This is a genomic window from Streptomyces sp. NPDC008163, assembly GCF_042956885.1.
GTDB classification, from domain to species: domain Bacteria; phylum Actinomycetota; class Actinomycetes; order Streptomycetales; family Streptomycetaceae; genus Streptomyces; species Streptomyces drozdowiczii_A.
Genome location: NZ_JBIBHG010000001.1, coordinates 458154 through 476537, shown reverse-complemented (window position 1 = coordinate 476537; position 18384 = coordinate 458154). Strand labels below are relative to the sequence as shown.

The window sequence follows — 18384 nt, the reverse complement described above, 5'->3', positions numbered from 1 at the left end:
CGTGACCATCGCCCTCCGCCCGCTCCTGACCGCCACCGCCGCGGGAGCCCTGCTCTGCGCCCTGTGGTTCGTTCCGTCGGCCAATGCCACGAGCGATACGGGGACCGCGCCCGGCGCGGCGGCGACAGCGGGTGACGACGCGGATTCCGGCGCGCTCCCCGAGATCGGTCTCAGGCCAGCGACCCGGTGACCGGCTCCACGGCGGAGACCAGCCCGCCCGCCCGCACGAAGGCGTCGGCGGCGGCCAGGTCCGGCGACAGGAAGCGGTCGGGGCCGGGCCCCTCGACACCGGCGGCCCGCAGCGCCTCGATGACGGCGCGGGTGGCGGGGGCCGGGGTCAGCCCCCGCTGAGCGCGCAGCTCGACCGCGCGGGTCGCCGCGTAGAGCTCGACGGCGACGATCCGGGCGAGGTTGCCGACGGCGGTACGCAGCTTGCGCGCGGCGGACCAGCCCATCGAGACGTGGTCCTCCTGCATGGCGGAGGACGGGATGGAGTCGGCGGAGGCCGGGACGGCGAGCCGCTTCATCTCGCTGACCAGGGCGGCCTGGGTGTACTGGGCGATCATCAGCCCGGAGTCCACCCCCGCGTCGTCGGCCAGGAACGGCGGCAGCCCGTGCGAACGGTTCTTGTCGAGGAGCCGGTCGGTACGGCGCTCGGTGATCGAGCCCAGGTCCGCGGCGGCGATGGCCAGGAAGTCCAGGACGTACGCGACGGGCGCTCCGTGGAAGTTGCCGTTGGACTCGACGCGCCCGTCCGGAAGGACCACCGGGTTGTCCACGGCCGCGGCCAGCTCGCGGTCGGCGACGGTCGCGGCGTACGCGAGGGTGTCCCGGCCCGCCCCGTTGACCTGCGGCGCGCACCGCACCGAGTAGGCGTCCTGGACGCGCGGGGCGTCGTCCTGATGGTGACCGGTGAGACCGGAGCCCGCGAGGACCCGCAGCATGTTGTCCGCGCTGGCGCCCTGGCCCGGGTGCGGGCGGATGGCGTGCAGCTCGGGGGCGAGGACCTTGTCCGTGCCGAGCAGGGCCTCCAGGGAGAGGGCGGCGGTGATGTCGGCCGAGGTGTACAGCGTCCGCAGATCGGCCAGGGCCATGATCAGCATGCCGAGCATGCCGTCGGTGCCGTTGAGGAGGGCCAGGCCCTCCTTCTCGCGCAGCTCGACCGGGGTGATCCCGTGCGCGGCGAGCAGTTCACCGGCCGGGCGGACGGTGCCGTCGGGGCCCTCCGCGTCGCCCTCGCCCATCAGGGCCAGCGCGCAGTGCGACAGCGGCGCCAGGTCGCCGGAGCAGCCGAGCGATCCGTACTCGTGGACGACGGGGGTGATCCCGGCGTTCAGCAGGTCGGCCATGGTCTGCGCGACCTCGGGCCGGACGCCGGTGTGGCCGGAGGCGACCGTCTTCAGCCGGAGGAACATCAGCGCCCGGACCACCTCGCGCTCGACGCGCGGGCCCATGCCGGCGGCGTGCGAGCGGACGATGTTGCGCTGGAGCTGGGCGCGCAGCTCCGGGCTGATGTGGCGGCTGGCCAGCGCGCCGAAGCCGGTCGAGACGCCGTAGACCGGCTCGGGCTTGGCGGCGAGCGCGTCCACGATCTCACGGGCGGCGGCCAGCGCGGCCACCGCGTCGGCGGAGAGCTCGACACGGGCGTTGCCGCGGGCCACGGCGATAACGTCCTGAGCGGTGGTACCGGACGTCCCCACCACGACTGTATGCATATCCATATTCAGCAGCGTACGGATTGAAAGCCTTCATGTCACCAGCGGTCGGCGGGTTGACCCCTTACGCGGATCCCGCCGCGAACGTCCGCCCTGCGGGTCAGTGGCCGGGCGGGTTGCCGCGCAGCCGGCGCCGGTCGTGCGGCGACTTCGGCGGGGAGTCCGCCAGCCGGATCACCTCGTCGTCACGGCCCGCCACCACCGGGCGGTCCGAGCGGGCCGCCTTCGCCCGGTACTGCGCCGCGTCCGCCAGCCGGAACAGCCGCCGGGCCGAGACCACCGGCCCGATGTCGTCACCGGTGGACGCGATCCCGCAGGCGACCCCGTTGCCGAACTCCAGACCGGCCGCCCGCCCGCACAGCTCAGTGGCCACGGTGACCACCTCGTCCGCCCCGGGGCCCACCGCCAGCAGGCAGAACTCGTCGCCGCCCAGCCGGGCCGCCAGCGCGCCGGGCAGTATGGCCCCGCACCGGGACAGCACCGAGCCGAAACGTTCCAGCAGCCGGTCGCCCACCGCGTGGCCATGGGTGTCGTTGACCCACTTCAGCCCGTTCAGATCGCAGACGACCAGGCTGACCACCGCCCCGTCCGCCCGGTGCCGCTCCAGCGCCTCGTCCAGCCGCACATCGACGGCCCTGCGGTTGGCGAGGCCGGTCAGCGGGTCCGTGAAGGCCAGCTTGCGGACCTCCTCCAGGCGCTCGGTCTGGGCGAGCCCGGCGGCCACCACCGCGGCCAGCACCGTCGCGAAGTCGGCGTCCGCGCGCCCGAAGACCGGTTCACCCACGGGCCGTGCCACGTACAGCTCGCCCCAGGCCCGCCCGTGCAGCACGATCGGCGCGACCACGCAGCAGCCGCGCCCCCGCCGGCGCAGCGCCGCGACCCGCTGGTGGCAGTAGCCGGGCCCGTATCCGTGCGCACCGGCCGCCGGCTCCTCGCCCGGCTCCTCGTCCACCGGACCCTCGGCCGTCTCCACCCAGGCGTCCGGCTCACCGCCCCCGGCCCACCGCTCGTGCAGGAACTCGGTGATCTCCGGGAAGCGGTGGACCGGGTAGACCTCCTCCTCGGGGAACTCCTCCTCGCCCTCGGCCCGCTCCCCCGCGTTGACCAGGACCCTCAGCCGGCCCCGGTCGCGTTCCCAGACCGAGAGCGCGGCGAAGCTGCCGCCCAGCGCCTCGCGGGCCCCCAGGGCGGCCGCTCGCCAGCACCCCCGGGGGGTCTGCGCCGCGGCCATCGTCTGCGCCAGCGAGACCACAGCGCGCAGTCGTGCGTCGTCACCACCCATTGCGCCAGTTTAGGGCGATATGGACTCCGTGATCACTCGGCGACTCCGGAGCGTGACCGATGGGCTCGAGAACGGGCACCGAGGGTCACTCCCCGGGCCAGTTCGCCTTCCGCTTCTCGTTGAACGCGGCCACGCCCTCCGCCCGGTCACCGGAGAAGGCCACCGACCGCCACGCGGAGTCCTCGACCTCCAGACCGGCCCGCAGGTCCAGCCCGTGCCCGAGCCGCAGCGCCCGCTTGGCCGCCCGCAGCCCGACCGGCGAGTTCGCGGCGATCCGGGCGGCCAGGGCCAGCGCCGCGGTCCGGTCCTCGCCCTCCGCCACCAGTTCGTCCACCAGGCCCAGCTCACGGGCCTCGGGACCCGGCACCCGGCGGGCGCTGAAGATCAGCTCGGCGGCGCGCGCGGCCCCGACCCGGCGGGGCAGCAACTGGGTGCCGCCGCCGCCCGGGATGACGCCGACGGAGACCTCGGGCAGGCCCACCAGGGCGGTCGGGTCGGCGACGATGAGGTCGCAGGACAGGGCCAGTTCGAAGCCGCCGCCCAGGGCGAAGCCGTGCACGGCGGCGATCGTCGGCATGGGCAGTTCGAGCACACCGGTGTAGGCGGCGCGCGCGGTGGGCCGCTGGCGCACCAGGTCGGCGTCGGAGAAGGAGTTGCGCTCCTTGAGGTCCGCGCCCACGCAGAACGCCCGCTCGTGGCTGGAGGTCAGGACGGTGACGCGCACGTCCCGGTCGGCGGCGAGCGCGTCGCAGGCGGCGGCGATCGAGCGCGCCATGTCCGTGGACACCGCGTTCATCGCCTTCGGCCGGTCGAGAACCAGCTCGGCGACGTGGTCGAACCCCTCGTGGGCCCGGACGACGACGAACTCCCCGAACCGCTGCTCGGACGTGACGGTCATGCTGCACCCCTGTCGGTTAACGAGCGTTACCGAAGGGATCCTAGAGCTCTCCCCCGAAAGGGTGGCCGGGACAGGTCGGGACGTGCGGCTCAGGAGGTGCCGCGACGCGCCAGCAGCCAGGGTTCGACCACGCCGAGGCCGCGCACCGGGCGCTGCCACATCGGCTGGAGCCCGTAGCGGTACTTCGGGACCGGGATCACCGCGGCGTCCGGCCCCTCCTTCGCGGCCCGCTCGGCCGCCGCCGCGGCCTCCTCCGCCGCCCGCGCCTCGGAGACCGGGGCGTCGCCCGTACGCGTCAGCTCCTCGGCGAACGCCCCGTCGACCAGCACCGCGTCCTTGGGCGCTATCGAGGTGAGCCGGCTGGCCAGGTTCACCGTGGTGCCGAAGACGTCGCCCATCCGGGTGGTGACCGTGCCGAAGGCGATGCCGACCCGGAGCGCCGGCATCGTCTCGTCCACGGTCATCGCCTCGACCAGGCGCAGCGCGATCTCGGCGGCGGTGCCCGCGTCGTCGGCGGCGAACAGGACCTCGTCGCCGAGGGTCTTGATGAGCCGGCCGCCGTGCGCCGCGACCAGGTCGGCGCAGGTGGTCTCGAAGGACTCGACCAGCTCGCCGAGCTCCTCCTCCTCCAGCCGGCGGGTGAGCCGGGTGAAGCCGACGAGGTCCGCGAAGCCCACGGCGAGGCGGCGGTCCACCATCTCGTCGTCGTCGGCCGCCTGCACGACCCGGCCCGTGGCGGCGGCGAGCTGGCGCCGCCACACGTACACCAGGAACTCCTCCAGCTCGGGCAGGAGCAGTTCCACCAGGGGGTACGTGACCTCGGTGCGGGTCATGCCGGGCTCGGGGGGCTCGGTCAGGCCCTCCAGGAAGGAGTCGATCTGCCATTCGGCCAGCCGGGCGGTGGTCTGCCCGGTCGACCGGGCGACCTGGATCGCCATCGGCTCGCTGAGCAGCCCCGCCTCGACGAGACCGGAGAGCCGCCGCAGGGCCAGCACGTCGGCCTCGGTGAGCGCCTTGGCCTGGCCGATGTCCGCGAAACCCATGGCCCGCCAGAAGCGGGAGGCCAGGTCCATGGAGACGCCGGCCGTGCGGGCCGCCTGGAACGGCGTGTAGCGACGGTCGGCGCCCAGGATCAGCTGTTCCAGCCGGATCGCGAGGGGGTCGTCGGTCGGCTCGGCCGTGTGGTCGACTTCGTGGTGCGGTGTGGCGTGCACCGAGGGGTCCGGTGACTGCTGCGCGCCATCGCCGGAGGTCGTGTCGTCGACGGTCACCAGCCGCCTCCTGCCCGTTCCCTGCGCACTGCCCTGCCGATCTGTCCGCCGGTGGATCACCTCAACGATACGGCAGGTGTGCCCTACCTCACGTCCTCAGGGCACGCGGACGGGGCCCCGGCGGTTCAGGTCAGGCCGCCCTCCGCACCGCGCAGGTGCACGATGTCGCCCGCGGAGACCGGTGCGCGCAGTCCGCCGTCCGTGGCCAGGACGAGCCGGCCGTCCCCGTCGACGGCGACGGCCTCTCCGGTGAGCGTGCGGTCGCCGGGCAGCTGGGCCCGTACGGCCTTGCCGAGGGTCGCGCAGCCCGCCGCGTACGCCTCCTGCACCCCGCTCGCCGCCGCGTCGCCGTCCGCGTCGCGCCAGAGCCCGTACCAGTGCTCCAGGGACCTCAGGACGCCCCGCAGCAGCGTCTCGCGGTCGGTGGAGACCGCGCCGGCCAGGGCGAGCGAGGCGGCGGTGGGGGCGGGGAGCTCGTCGGCGCGCAGCGAGACGTTGAGGCCGATGCCGATGACGACGCCGTCGCCGGCCCGCTCCGCGAGGATGCCGCCGGTCTTGCGCTCCTCGCCCTCGACGGTGACGAGCAGGTCGTTGGGCCACTTCAGGGCCATGTCGACGCCCGCCGCGCGGGCCAGGCCGGTCGCGGCGGCGACGCCGGTGAGCAGCGGCAGCCAGCCCCAGCGCTCGGCGGGCACGTCCCCCGGGGTCAGGTAGACGGAGAAGAACAGCCCGGAGCGGGCCGGGGCGGTCCAGGTGCGCTCCAGGCGCCCGCGCCCTGCGGTCTGCTCCTCGGCGACGAGGACGGTGCCCTCGGCGAGGCCCGCGGCGCGCGCGGCGAGATCGGTGTTGGTGGAGCCGGTCGACTCGACCACGTCCAGGACGGTCCACAGCGAGCCGGGCCGCAGCAGTCCGCGGCGCAGCGCGGGGACGTTGAGGGGCGGCCGGTCCAGGTCCGACCAACGGCTCTGTGGCGCATCCGAAGGTGTCATGCAAGCCACCCTAGGTGTGTCAAAGGACGCACTGCCGAACCGTATCCGCGCCGATACGCTACGGCTCAGTAGCTGTTCGTCAGCAGATCAGCAGCCAAGTCGTCCCCGTGACCAGGCAGGGAGCCGCCACCCGATGTCCGAGCCGGAAGAGACCGACATCCACACGACCGCGGGCAAGCTCGCGGACCTGCAGCGCCGTATCGACGAGGCGACCCACGCCGGGTCGGCGCGCGCGGTGGAGAAGCAGCACGCGAAGGGCAAGCTGACGGCGCGCGAGCGCGTCGAGCTGCTGCTCGACGAGGGTTCCTTCGTGGAGCTCGACGAGTTCGCCCGGCACCGCTCGACCAACTTCGGCATCGAGAAGAACCGGCCGTACGGGGACGGCGTCGTCACCGGCTACGGCACGGTCGACGGCCGCCCGGTCTGCGTGTACTCGCAGGACTTCACCATCTTCGGCGGCTCGCTGGGCGAGGTCTACGGTGAGAAGATCGTCAAGGTGATGGACTTCGCGCTGAAGACCGGCTGCCCGGTCATCGGCATCAACGACGGCGGCGGCGCCCGCATCCAGGAGGGCGTCGCGGCGCTGGGGCTCTTCGCGGAGATCTTCCGGCGCAACGTGCACGCCTCGGGTGTGATCCCGCAGATCTCGCTGATCGTCGGCCCGTGCGCGGGCGGCGCGGTGTACTCCCCCGCGATCACCGACTTCACGGTGATGGTCGACAAGACCTCGCACATGTTCATCACGGGCCCCGACGTCATCAAGACGGTCACCGGTGAGGACGTCGGCTTCGAGGAGCTGGGCGGAGCCCGTACGCACAACACCACCTCGGGCGTCGCGCACCACATGGCGGGCGACGAGAAGGACGCCATCGAGTACGTCAAGTCGCTGCTGTCCTACCTCCCGTCGAACAACCTCTCGGAGGCCCCGGCCTTCCCGGAGGAGGCGGACCTCGCGGTCAGCGACGAGGACCGCGAGCTGGACGCGCTGATCCCGGACTCGGCGAACCAGCCGTACGACATGCACACCGCGATCGAGCACGTGCTGGACGACGGCGAGTTCCTGGAGACCCAGGCCCTGTTCGCGCCGAACATCATCACCGGCTTCGGCCGCGTCGAGGGCTACCCGGTCGGCATCGTCGCCAACCAGCCGATGCAGTTCGCCGGCTGCCTGGACATCAACGCCAGTGAGAAGGCGGCGCGTTTCGTCCGCACCTGCGACGCGTTCAACGTGCCGGTGCTGACCTTCGTGGACGTGCCGGGCTTCCTGCCGGGCGTCGACCAGGAGTACGGCGGCATCATCCGGCGCGGTGCCAAGCTGATCTACGCGTACGCGGAGGCGACGGTCCCGCTGATCACGGTGATCACGCGCAAGGCGTTCGGCGGCGCGTACGACGTCATGGGCTCCAAGCACCTGGGCGCCGACATCAACCTCGCCTGGCCGACCGCGCAGATCGCCGTCATGGGCGCCCAGGGCGCGGTGAACATCCTGCACCGCCGTACGATCGCCGCCGCCGAGGACCAGGAGGCCACGCGCGCCGAACTGATCGCGGACTACGAGGACACGCTGCTCAACCCGTACGTGGCGGCCGAACGCGGGTACGTGGACGCGGTGATCATGCCGTCCGACACCCGGGCGCACGTGGTCAAGGGCCTGCGCCAGCTCCGCACCAAGCGCGAGTCCCTGCCGCCCAAGAAGCACGGCAACATCCCCCTCTAGAAAGGGTCCTGGCCATGATCAAGGTCGTACGGGGCAACCCGACCCCGGAGGAACTGGCCGCCGCGCTCGCGGTCGTCCGGGCCCGTGCCGCCGCGGTGTCCGCGGTGCCGTCCAGCACCCCGCAGCCCCCGGCCGGCTGGTCCCACCCGAGCCGCCTGGCCCGAAGCGCCCGCCACCTGCCGGGCCCGCGCGCCTGGGCCCGTACGTACTGGCCCGCGTAACCGCCGGGGCGGCGGTTGAGTACGCGTACTCAGGCGCCGCCCGAGGCCTCCGCAGCAGGATCGGACCATGCTCTGGTCCGACCCTGAGAACAAACCCCCCGAGGAACTCCGCGACGCGGAAACGATGATGCGCCGAGCGGGCTTGATCCTGGCCCTGGCGATGGTCGTGGCGATGTTCGTACTCGGTACGCGCTGAGGCGGAATCAAGCCCCTCCGGCGATCGAGGAGCGGAGGCCCGGGGGCAGCGCCCCCGCAGCGAACCCGCGCGCACCCCACGTCCGTACGATGGCGGTCATGACCGCCCAGCGCCTCGTACTCGCCTCCGCCTCCCCGGCCCGCCTCGGCCTGCTCCGCCAAGCCGGCCTCGCCCCGGAGGTGATCGTCAGCGGCGTCGACGAGGACGCCCTCACCGCCGACACCCCCGCAGAACTCGCCCTCGTCCTCGCCGAGGCCAAGGCGGCCGTCGTCGCCGCGCTCCCCGAGGCCGCCGGCGCCCTGGTCATCGGCTGCGACTCGGTCCTGGAGCTCGACGGCCGGGCGCTGGGCAAGCCGGCCGACGCCGAGGAGGCCACCGCGCGCTGGAAGTCGATGCGCGGGCGCACCGGCGTGCTGCGGACCGGGCACAGCCTGACGGACACCACGACCGGCCGCACGGTCTCGCGGACGGCGTCCACGACCGTGCACTTCGGCGAACCGACGGACGCCGAGATCGCCGCCTACGTCGCCTCCGGCGAACCGCTGCACGTGGCCGGGGCCTTCACCCTGGACGGCCGCTCCGCGCCGTTCGTGGACTCCATCGAGGGCGACCCGGGCAACGTCATCGGGCTCTCGCTCCCGCTGCTGCGCCGCCTGCTGGCCGAACTGGGCATCCAGGTCACCGACCTCTGGGCCTGAGCGGGAATCAGGCCGGCCCGGGCTCCGGCTCGGCCCCGGCCGGTTCCGCCCCGGCCGGTTCGGTGCCCGCCTTCTCGGACCGGGCGGCCGGCCCGGGGCCGTACGCCACCAGGACGAGCACGATCAGGGCGAGCGTCACCATCATCCAGGCGAACGCCGCCCAGCCGACGAGTCCCACCGTCAGCGCGCCGAGCACGCCGTGGACGACCGCGCAGCAGATGAGCACGATCCGGCCCGCACGCCCCGGGCCCCGGTCGCGGATTCCCGCCACCACGAGCAGCACGGCGCACAGCAGCAGGAAGACCCCGGAGACCCCGCCGAGCACCCAGGTGCCCTGGGACATCGCCTCGGGGTCCGTACCGGCGAGGGACATGTCCTGGTTCTTCACGACCGTGCCCAGGACCACGTTGATGATCACGATGCCCACGGCCTCCACGGCCAGCACGAGCGCGGCCAGAAAGGCCACCAGCCTGCGAACCACGACGCTCACCCCCTGTTACCAGCAGTACGTGCAATAGCGCGGACCCTACTAACGGGTAATGGCCACGACAAGAGCCCTGCGCAACCCGGACGCACCCCTGCTTCTCGGGGCTTTCGTGGGTCGGGCAAAGAATTGCCCACCCCTTAGTGGGAACTCCACAAAGAATCACGGTAAGTCGCTGCTCGTGGCGATAGAGACCTGGGCCACACCTGGTCGCTACTGTGCGGTTTCAGAACCCGGCGTACCGTGGTGGCACAAGGGATTTCGCGACTCGAGCACACCTCGAATCACACTCCGTGTGGGCAAGCTCACCATTGGGGACGGGTCGTAGGACCGTGTCGGTAGTCCCTAAACTCAGCTTGTTTCAAGGAGGGAGCCATCGTGCGCAAGGTGCTCATCGCCAACCGTGGCGAAATCGCTGTCCGTGTTGCCCGGGCCTGCCGGGACGCGGGTATCGGCAGCGTGGCCGTCTACGCCGATCCGGACCGTGACGCTCTGCACGTCCGTGCGGCCGACGAGGCATTCGCTCTGGGCGGTGACACCCCGGCGGCCAGTTACCTGGACATCGCCAAGGTGCTCCAGGCTGCCAAGGACTCCGGGGCGGACGCGATCCACCCGGGTTACGGCTTCCTCTCGGAGAACGCCGAGTTCGCCCAGGCCGTGCTGGACGCCGGCCTGACGTGGATCGGCCCGCCGCCGCACGCGATCCGGGACCTCGGTGACAAGGTCGCCGCCCGTCACATCGCGCAGCGCGCCGGCGCCCCGCTCGTCGCGGGCACCCCGGACCCGGTCTCGGGTTCGGCGGAGGTCGTCGCCTTCGCCGAGGAACACGGCCTGCCGATCGCGATCAAGGCGGCGTTCGGCGGCGGCGGCCGCGGTCTGAAGGTCGCGCGCACGCTGGAGGAGATCCCGGAGCTGTACGACTCCGCCGTCCGCGAGGCCGTCGCCGCGTTCGGGCGCGGGGAGTGCTTCGTGGAGCGCTACCTCGACAAGCCGCGGCACGTGGAGACCCAGTGCCTGGCCGACACCCACGGCAACGTGGTCGTCGTCTCGACGCGTGACTGCTCGCTCCAGCGCCGCCACCAGAAGCTCGTGGAGGAGGCCCCGGCCCCCTTCCTGTCGGATGCGCAGAACGCGGAGCTGTACGCGGCGTCCAAGGCGATCCTGAAGGAGGCCGGCTACGTCGGCGCCGGCACGGTCGAGTTCCTGGTCGGCATGGACGGCACGATCTCCTTCCTGGAGGTCAACACGCGCCTGCAGGTGGAGCACCCGGTGACCGAGGAGGTCTCCGGCATCGACCTGGTCCGCGAGATGTTCCGGATCGCCGACGGCGAGGAGCTGGGTTACGACGACCCCGCCTCGCGCGGTCACTCCTTCGAGTTCCGTATCAACGGCGAGGACCCGGGCCGCGGCTTCCTCCCGGCGCCCGGCACGGTGACGAAGTTCGAGGCGCCGAGCGGTCCGGGCGTCCGCCTGGACGCGGGTGTGGAGTCCGGCTCGGTCATCGGCCCCGCCTGGGACTCGCTGCTCGCCAAGCTCATCGTGACCGGCGCGACGCGTGAGCAGGCGCTCCAGCGTGCGGCGCGCGCCCTGGCGGAGTTCAACGTCGAGGGCATGGCGACCGCCATCCCGTTCCACCGCGCGGTGGTGACGGACCCGGCGTTCACCGCGGACCCGTTCCGCGTCCACACCCGCTGGATCGAGACGGAGTTCGTCAACGAGATCAAGCCGTTCGCCGCGCCGGCCGAGGCCGAGGCGGACGACGAGTCCGGCCGCGAGACGGTGGTCGTCGAGGTCGGCGGCAAGCGCCTGGAGGTCTCGCTGCCCTCCTCGCTCGGCATGAGCCTGGCCCGTACCGGTCTCGCGGCGGGCGCCAAGCCCAAGCGCCGCGCGGCCAAGAAGTCCGGCTCGGCCGTCTCCGGCGACACCCTCGCCTCCCCGATGCAGGGCACGATCGTGAAGATCGCCGTGGAGGAGGGCCAGGAGGTCAAGGAGGGCGACCTGATCGTCGTCCTGGAGGCCATGAAGATGGAGCAGCCGCTGAACGCGCACCGCTCCGGCACGATCAAGGGCCTGGCCGCCGAGGTCGGCAGCTCGATCTCCTCGGGCGCCGTCATCTGCGAGATCAAGGACTGACCCCGCGTCTTCCCCGCCGGTGCCCCGGTCACGTCGTCGGACGTGACCGGGGCACCGGCGCATTCGGAGGACGGGGGCGGCCCGCGCGATGGCATCCTGGAGACCGGGGAGACAGGAGGGACCGCACCATGGCGATGAGTACGGCAGGGACGCCGGCCCGGCCCATGCGTGCCGACGCGCGCCGCAATTACGGCCGACTGCTGGCGGAGGCCCGTACCGCCTTCGCGGAACACGGCACCGACGCGTCCCTGGAGGACATCGCGCGGCGCGCGGGAGTGGGCATCGGCACGCTGTACCGCCACTTCCCGACCCGGCACGCGCTGATGAGCGCGGTCTTCCAGGAGGCGGTGACCGCCCTGATCACCCGCTCCCGCGAACTGGCGGGCTCGGAGCGGCCGTGCGCGGCGCTGGTGGAGTGGCTGGGCGCGATCGTCACCCACGCGGGCGAGTACCGCGGCCTGGCCCAGGCCCTCATGTCGACCTGCCGCGACGAGAGTTCGGCCCTGGCCCGCTGCAACACCCCGCTGCGCGAGGCGGGTTCCACCCTCCTGACCCGCGCCCAGTCGGCGGGCACGGTGAGGCACGACGTCTCGATAGACGACCTGATGCAACTGACGAACGCCATCGCCCTGGCAGCGGAACAATCCCCGGACGACCCGGAACTGGCAACACGCTTGCTGGCACTGACGCTGAGGGGACTGGGCCCCACCCCTGACACATCACGCTCCAGCTGACAAGGCAGGCTCCAGCGGCAGCACTTCAAGCGCCACCGGCGGCACGTCAAGCCCCTCCGGCGATTGAGGAGCGGGGGTCCCGGGGCAGCGCCCCCGACCTACCGCCGCCGCAGGTCCGCCACCCGCGCCCGGTCCCGCTCACCGGCCCCCGCGTCACCGAGCGCCCGCAGCCCCTGCCCCTGCGTACGCCGCTGCCCGGGCAACGGCATCTCGCGCCTGGCGGGCCGTCCGCCCGCCGCCCCCGGATCCGCTGCCGCCGAGGCCGCCCCGCCCCCCGCGACAGCGATCCGTACGCCCTGATCCGCCAGCGCCTGCAACTCCGCCGCCGACCGGTCGTCATGCGCGGCGGGCTCGTCCGTCACCAGATGGGTGATGAGATCCGTCGGCACGGTCTGGAACATCGTGTCGGAACCGAGCTTCGTGTGATCCGCGAGGACCACCACCTCCGCCGCGGCCTGCACCAGCGCCCGGTCCACGCTCGCGGAGAGCATGTTGGACGTGGAGAGCCCGCGCTCGGCGGTGAGCCCGCTCCCGGACAGGAACGCCCGGGAGACCCGCAGCCCCTGGAGGGACTGCTCGGCCCCGCTGCCCACGAGGGCGTAGTTGGAGCCGCGGAGGGTGCCCCCGGTCATCACCACCTCCACCCGGTTGGCATGGGCCAGCGCCTGGGCGACGAGCAGCGAGTTGGTGACGACGGTCAGGCCGGGGACGCGCGCGAGCCGGCGGGCCAGCTCCTGCGTGGTCGTACCGGCACCGACGACGATGGCCTCGCCCTCTTCGACGAGGCCGGCGGCCATCTCGGCGATGGCCGTCTTCTCCGCGGTCGCGAGATGGGATTTCTGCGGAAAGCCGGACTCCCGCGTAAAACCGCCCGGCAATACCGCACCGCCATGCCGGCGGTCGAGGAGTCCTTCTGCCTCCAGTGCCCGCACGTCCCGCCGTACGGTCACTTCGGAGGTCTGGACGACGCGGGCGAGCTCACGGAGCGATACCGCCCCGTTGGCGCGCACCATTTCGAGGATCAACTGACGACGTTCTGCAGCGAACACGAAACTGACAGTAACGTGACCGCGCGAGACTTTTCAGCAGTTTGCGCCGATTAGCAGAAGTTGTACATACAGGCGGTCACCAAGTGATATAGGAGACCGCCTTGTTGTCCTCTCCTGACCGAACGGCGGTCACGCCCCGCCCGTGCGCTTACGGCTGTGCAACTGGCGGGCCACTTCGGCGATCGATCCCGACAGGGACGGGTACACAGTGAAGGTGTTTGCGATCTGGTCGACCGTCAGATTGTTGTCGACCGCGATCGAGATCGGGTGGATCAGCTCGCTCGCCCGGGGGGCGACGACACAGCCGCCGACCACGATGCCGGTGCCGGGGCGGCAGAAGATCTTCACGAAACCGTCCCGGATGCCCTGCATCTTCGCGCGCGGGTTGCGCAGCAGCGGCAGCTTGACGACCAGCGCCTCGATCCTGCCCGCGTCGACGTCCGCCTGGGTGTAACCGACGGTGGCGATCTCCGGGTCGGTGAAAACGTTGGAGGACACCGTCTTGAGGTCCAGCGGGGCCACCGCGTCGCCCAGGAAGTGGTACATCGCGATGCGGCCCTGCATGGCGGCGACGGAGGCGAGCGCGAAGATGCCGGTGACGTCACCGGCCGCGTAGACGCCGGGCGCGCTGGTACGGGAGACCTTGTCGGTCCAGATGTGCCCGGAGTCCTTGAGCCGGACTCCGGCCTCCTCCAGGCCCATGCCCGCGGTGTTCGGGATGGCGCCGACGGCCATCAGGCAGTGCGTGCCGGAGATGACCCGGCCGTCGGCGAGGGTCACCTCGACCCGGTCGCCGACGCGCTTGGCGGACTGGGCGCGGGAGCGGGCCATGACGTTCATGCCGCGCCGCCGGAACACGTCCTCCAGGACGGCCGCCGCGTCGGGGTCCTCGCCGGGCAGCACCCGGTCGCGGGACGAGACGAGGGTGACGCGCGAGCCGAGGGCCTGGTAGGCGCCGGCGAACTCGGCGCCGGTCACGCCGGAACCGACGACGATGAGCTCCTGCGGCAGCTCGTCGAGGTCGTAGACCTGGGTCCAGTTCAGGATGCGCTCGCCGTCCGGCTGCGCGTCCGGGATCTCCCGGGGGTGCCCGCCGGTCGCGATCAGCACGGCGTCCGCGGTGAGCGTCTCCTCCGTACCGTCGGCGGCCCTGACGACGACCTGGCGGGAGCCGTCGGCGGCCTGGAGGCCCTCCAGACGGCCGCGGCCGCGCATGACGCGGGCGCCGGCGCGGGTGACGGAGGCGGTGATGTCGTGGGACTGGGCGAGCGCCAGGCGCTTGACGCGGCGGTTGACCTTCCCCAGATCGACGCCGACCACACGCGCGGCCTGCTCTATGTGCGGGGTGTCGTCCGCGACGATGATGCCCAGCTCCTCGTACGAGGAGTCGAAGGTGGTCATCACCTCGGCCGTCGCGATCAGGGTCTTCGAGGGCACGCAGTCGGTGAGGACGGACGCGCCGCCGAGGCCGTCACAGTCGACGACGGTCACCTCCGCGCCGAGCTGGGCGCCCACCAGTGCCGCCTCGTACCCGCCGGGTCCGCCGCCGATGATCACGATCCGGGTCACGAAAAGTCCGCCTCGCGTTTCTCGTCCCACGGCCGTCTGCTGTCCCGGCCGGGGTCCGGGGGATCGCCCCGGGGGAATGCAGTACGTACTTCATTGTCCCGCACGCGCCAAGGTGCTTCTCCCCGGGGCCCTCCATACGTGCGCCGGGGCGCACGGCGCACGGACCCGGCGGGCCCGGCCGCCCCGTTCGCGCCTCCCCTCGGGGGGCGTTCCTCACAGGAACCGGCATGCCCGCCGCCACCTCCCGTACCCTCGATCCCATGTCGCTCTACGCCGCGTACGCCGGCAACCTCGACGCGCGGCTGATGACGCGCCGCGCCCCGCACTCACCGCTGCGCGGGACCGGCTGGCTGAACGGCTGGCGGCTGACCTTCGGCGGGGAGCAGATGGGCTGGGAAGGCGCGCTGGCCACCGTGGTGGAGGCGCCCCGCTCGCAGGTCTTCGTCGCCCTGTACGACCTGGCCCCCATGGACGAGGACTCCATGGACCGCTGGGAGGGCGTCGGCCTCGACATCTACCGGCGCATGCGGATCCGGGTGCACACCCTGGACGGCGAGGAGCCGGCCTGGATCTATGTGCTGAACGGTTACGAGGGCGGCCTGCCGTCCGCCCGCTATCTGGGCGAGATCGCGGACGCGGCCGAATCGGCGGGCGCGCCGCACGACTACGTGATGGAGCTGCGCAAGCGCCCCTGCTGAGGGGGCGGGCCGCCGTCCCGATTGTCGGAACACACGAACGATTCCCGCAAGACTCTGTGCAGGGGCATCTACGCGCGTAGGGATTCAGCGGTTACGCTCGTCCGCGTGAACGCATCACTTATTCCGGACCACATCCAGGGCGACCCGCACGCCGCCGCCGCCGACGCCGCCGCCCGCCTGCGCGAGCTGACCGGTGCCGAGACCCACGACGTCGCCCTCGTGATGGGCTCCGGCTGGGCGCCAGCCGCTGCCGCGCTCGGCGTTCCGGCGGCCGAGTTCCCGGTGACGGCCCTGCCCGGCTTCCCGGCGCCCGCCGTCGAGGGCCACGGCGGCACGATCCGCTCGCACGTGATCGGCGACAAGCGGGCCCTGGTGTTCCTCGGCCGCACGCACTACTACGAGGGCCGCGGAGTCGCCGCCGTCGCGCACGGGGTCCGTACGGCGGTCGCCGCGGGGTGCCGGACGGTGATCCTGACGAACGGCTGCGGCGGCCTGCGGGAGGGCATGCGTCCCGGGCAGCCGGTCCTGATCAGCGACCACATCAACCTCACGGCTGCCTCGCCGATCATCGGCGCGAACTTCGTGGACCTCACCGACCTGTACTCGCCGCGCCTGCGCGCGCTGTGCAAGGAGGTGGACGAGACGCTCGAAGAGGGCGTGTACGTGCAGTTCCCCGGCCCGCACTACGAGACTCCGGCCGAGATCGGCATGGTCCGCGTGATGGGCGGCGACCTGGTCGGCATGTCCACGGTCCTGGAAGCGATTGCCGCCCGGGAGGCGGGGGCCGAGGTCCTGGGCCTGTCCCTGGTGACGAACCTGGCGGCGGGGTTGAGCGGGGAGCCGCTGAACCATGAGGAGGTCCTTCAGGCGGGGCGGGATTCCGCGACGCGGATGGGGTCCCTGCTGGCGCGGGTGCTGGACCGGATCTGAGGTTGTCCTGGGGGCACCCCGGTTTCGGGAAGAGTCGGGTCTCCCCTGCTCGAACGAAGCCGAGAGCTTGGGGACGGGTCGGGGACAAGGCCCGCCGCAGGCGCCCCCACCCGCACACGCCCACCCACTCGCCCACCCCCGAAAGGCACCCCGTGACGACACCCCCGGACCTCCTCGCCCGCGCCAGCGCCTGGCTGGACGAGGACCCCGACCCCGACACCCGCGAAGAGCTCGCCAAGCTCATCGCGGCCGAGGACACCGCAGAGCTCACCACCCGCTTCGCGGGCACCCTCCAGTTCGGCACCGCCGGCCTGCGCGGGGAGCTCGGCGCGGGCCCGATGCGCATGAACCGCTCCGTGGTCATCCGTGCCGCAGCCGGCCTCGCCGCGTACCTCAAGGACCAGGGGCGGACCGGCGGTCTCGTCGTCATCGGCTACGACGCCCGCTACAAGTCCGCCGACTTCGCACGGGACACCGCCGCCGTGATGACCGGCGCCGGCCTCCGCGCGGCGGTCCTGCCCCGCCCGCTGCCCACCCCCGTGCTCGCGTACGCCATACGGCACCTGGGTGCCGTCGCCGGCGTCGAGGTGACCGCCAGCCACAACCCGCCCCGCGACAACGGCTACAAGGTGTACCTCGGCGACGGCTCGCAGATCGTGCCGCCGGCGGACGGCGAGATCGCCGCGGCCATCGCGGCGGTCGGCCCGCTGGCCGGCGTGGACCGCCCGGAGACCGGCTGGGAGACCCTGGGCGACGAGGTCCTGGACGCGTACCTGACGCGCACGGACGCCGTACTCGACGCGGGGTCGCCCCGCACCGCCCGCACCGTCTACACCGCGATGCACGGCGTCGGCACCTCGGTGCTCACCGCCGCCTTCGACCGGGCCGGCTTCCCGGCCCCGGTGCTCGTCGCGGAGCAGGCCGAGCCGGACCCCGCGTTCCCCACCGTGGCCTTCCCCAATCCGGAGGAGCCCGGCGCGATGGACCTCGCGTTCACCGCCGCGCGCCGCGCGAAACCGGATCTCGTCATCGCGAACGACCCGGACGCGGACCGCTGCGCCGTCGCCGTGCCGGACCCGGCGGCGGACGGCGGCTGGCGGATGCTGCGGGGCGACGAGACCGGTGCGCTGCTCGCCGCGCACCTGGTGCGCCGGGGCGCGACCGGCGTGTTCGCGGAGTCGATCGTCTCGTCCTCGCTGCTGGGCCGGATCGCCGAGAAGGCGGGCCTGGGCTACGAGGAGACCCTGACGGGCTTCAAGTGGATCGCCCGCGTCGAGGGGCTGCGTTACGGGTACGAGGAGGCGCTCGGCTACTGCGTGGACCCGGAGGGCGTCCGCGACAAGGACGGCATCACGGCCGCGCTGCTCGTGGCCGAACTCGCCTCCGTACTGAAGGAGCAGGGCCGCACGCTCCTCGATCTGCTGGACGACCTCGCGCTCGAACACGGGCTGCACGCCACCGACCAGCTGTCGGTGCGGGTCGAGGACCTGTCGGTCATCGCGGACGCGATGCGCCGCCTGCGCGAGCAGCCGCCGGCCGCCCTGGCGGGGCTGCCCGTGGCCTCGGCCGAGGACCTGTCGCGGGGCACGGACCGGCTGCCGCCGACCGACGGGCTGCGCTACACGCTCGACGGCGCCCGGGTGATCGTCCGCCCGAGCGGCACCGAGCCGAAGCTGAAGTGCTATCTGGAGGTCGTCGTGCCGGTGGGCTCCGCCGACGCGCTGCCCACCGCCCGCGCCCGCGCCACGGAGCTGCTGACCGGCATCAAGCGCGACCTGGCCGCAGCGGCGGGCATCTGAG

At 72.7% G+C, this 18384-nt stretch carries 18 protein-coding genes; 10 read left to right on the top strand and 8 right to left on the bottom strand.

Features of this window, described 5'->3' with window-relative positions:
* Position 1: 1 nt before the first annotated feature.
* Complete coding sequence (locus ACFZAT_RS02350; RefSeq protein ID WP_391258839.1) at positions 2-190, top strand: hypothetical protein; 189 nt, start codon at positions 2-4, stop codon at positions 188-190.
* Here the strand turns inward: ACFZAT_RS02350 and hutH are convergent.
* The 5 genes from hutH to ACFZAT_RS02325 form a co-directional block, all read right to left on the bottom strand.
* The gene (gene hutH, locus ACFZAT_RS02345; RefSeq protein ID WP_391260197.1) at positions 171-1715 is read right to left on the bottom strand and encodes a histidine ammonia-lyase; all 1545 of its coding nucleotides are present in this window, start codon (positions 1713-1715) and stop codon (positions 171-173) included. The genes ACFZAT_RS02350 and hutH overlap by 20 nt on opposite strands.
* Positions 1716-1815: 100 nt before the next feature.
* Positions 1816-2997: a diguanylate cyclase domain-containing protein gene (locus ACFZAT_RS02340; protein ID WP_391258836.1), complete on the bottom strand. Its 1182-nt coding sequence runs from the start codon at positions 2995-2997 to the stop codon at positions 1816-1818.
* An 85-nt stretch (positions 2998-3082) separates the two neighbouring features.
* Complete coding sequence (locus ACFZAT_RS02335) at positions 3083-3895, bottom strand: enoyl-CoA hydratase-related protein (protein ID WP_391258833.1); 813 nt, start codon at positions 3893-3895, stop codon at positions 3083-3085.
* Between the two features lie 89 nt (positions 3896-3984).
* Entirely contained in the window at positions 3985-5166 is a 1182-nt protein-coding gene (locus tag ACFZAT_RS02330; RefSeq protein ID WP_391258831.1) for an adenylate/guanylate cyclase domain-containing protein, read from the bottom strand.
* A gap of 125 nt (positions 5167-5291) precedes the next feature.
* The gene (locus tag ACFZAT_RS02325; RefSeq protein ID WP_391258829.1) at positions 5292-6155 is read right to left on the bottom strand and encodes a biotin--[acetyl-CoA-carboxylase] ligase; all 864 of its coding nucleotides are present in this window, start codon (positions 6153-6155) and stop codon (positions 5292-5294) included.
* Between the two features lie 133 nt (positions 6156-6288).
* Here ACFZAT_RS02325 and ACFZAT_RS02320 point away from each other — a divergent pair, with 133 nt between their 5' ends.
* The 4 genes from ACFZAT_RS02320 (at position 6289) to ACFZAT_RS02305 (ending at position 8987) form a co-directional block, all read left to right on the top strand.
* The gene (locus ACFZAT_RS02320; RefSeq protein WP_391258826.1) at positions 6289-7872 is read left to right on the top strand and encodes a carboxyl transferase domain-containing protein; all 1584 of its coding nucleotides are present in this window, start codon (positions 6289-6291) and stop codon (positions 7870-7872) included.
* A 14-nt stretch (positions 7873-7886) separates the two neighbouring features.
* Positions 7887-8093 (top strand): acyl-CoA carboxylase epsilon subunit, encoded by a 207-nt coding sequence (locus ACFZAT_RS02315; protein ID WP_391258823.1) that lies wholly within the window; start codon positions 7887-7889, stop codon positions 8091-8093.
* A 67-nt stretch (positions 8094-8160) separates the two neighbouring features.
* Positions 8161-8289, top strand: coding sequence for a morphogenic membrane protein MmpB (gene mmpB, locus ACFZAT_RS02310; protein ID WP_391258820.1), 129 nt, complete (start codon positions 8161-8163; stop codon positions 8287-8289).
* Between the two features lie 89 nt (positions 8290-8378).
* Complete coding sequence (locus tag ACFZAT_RS02305) at positions 8379-8987, top strand: Maf family nucleotide pyrophosphatase (protein WP_391258818.1); 609 nt, start codon at positions 8379-8381, stop codon at positions 8985-8987.
* A 7-nt stretch (positions 8988-8994) separates the two neighbouring features.
* On the opposite strand, the gene ACFZAT_RS02300 is transcribed toward ACFZAT_RS02305, so the two are convergent.
* The gene (locus ACFZAT_RS02300) at positions 8995-9477 is read right to left on the bottom strand and encodes a hypothetical protein (protein ID WP_391258815.1); all 483 of its coding nucleotides are present in this window, start codon (positions 9475-9477) and stop codon (positions 8995-8997) included.
* A 372-nt stretch (positions 9478-9849) separates the two neighbouring features.
* Here ACFZAT_RS02300 and ACFZAT_RS02295 point away from each other — a divergent pair, with 372 nt between their 5' ends.
* Positions 9850-11604 carry a biotin carboxylase N-terminal domain-containing protein gene (locus ACFZAT_RS02295; protein ID WP_391258813.1) on the top strand — a complete coding sequence of 585 codons (1755 nt, stop codon included), beginning with the start codon at positions 9850-9852 and terminating at the stop codon, positions 11602-11604.
* A 128-nt stretch (positions 11605-11732) separates the two neighbouring features.
* Positions 11733-12338 (top strand): TetR family transcriptional regulator, encoded by a 606-nt coding sequence (locus ACFZAT_RS02290; protein ID WP_391258810.1) that lies wholly within the window; start codon positions 11733-11735, stop codon positions 12336-12338.
* 98 nt (positions 12339-12436) lie between these two features.
* On the opposite strand, the gene ACFZAT_RS02285 is transcribed toward ACFZAT_RS02290, so the two are convergent.
* Together ACFZAT_RS02285 and ACFZAT_RS02280 are read right to left on the bottom strand one after the other, a co-directional pair.
* Positions 12437-13387 (bottom strand): DeoR family transcriptional regulator, encoded by a 951-nt coding sequence (locus ACFZAT_RS02285; RefSeq protein ID WP_391258807.1) that lies wholly within the window; start codon positions 13385-13387, stop codon positions 12437-12439.
* A gap of 129 nt (positions 13388-13516) precedes the next feature.
* Positions 13517-14956, bottom strand: coding sequence for an NAD(P)H-quinone dehydrogenase (locus tag ACFZAT_RS02280; protein ID WP_391258805.1), 1440 nt, complete (start codon positions 14954-14956; stop codon positions 13517-13519).
* Between the two features lie 260 nt (positions 14957-15216).
* Here ACFZAT_RS02280 and ACFZAT_RS02275 point away from each other — a divergent pair, with 260 nt between their 5' ends.
* The 3 genes from ACFZAT_RS02275 (at position 15217) to ACFZAT_RS02265 (ending at position 18383) form a co-directional block, all read left to right on the top strand.
* On the top strand, positions 15217-15654 hold the full coding sequence (locus tag ACFZAT_RS02275) for a gamma-glutamylcyclotransferase (protein ID WP_026171252.1): 438 nt from the start codon (positions 15217-15219) through the stop codon (positions 15652-15654).
* A gap of 105 nt (positions 15655-15759) precedes the next feature.
* Positions 15760-16584 carry a purine-nucleoside phosphorylase gene (locus tag ACFZAT_RS02270; RefSeq protein WP_391258802.1) on the top strand — a complete coding sequence of 275 codons (825 nt, stop codon included), beginning with the start codon at positions 15760-15762 and terminating at the stop codon, positions 16582-16584.
* Positions 16585-16736: 152 nt separating this feature from the next.
* Positions 16737-18383 (top strand): phospho-sugar mutase, encoded by a 1647-nt coding sequence (locus tag ACFZAT_RS02265; protein WP_391258799.1) that lies wholly within the window; start codon positions 16737-16739, stop codon positions 18381-18383.
* The last annotated feature ends 1 nt before the right edge of the window (position 18384 follow it).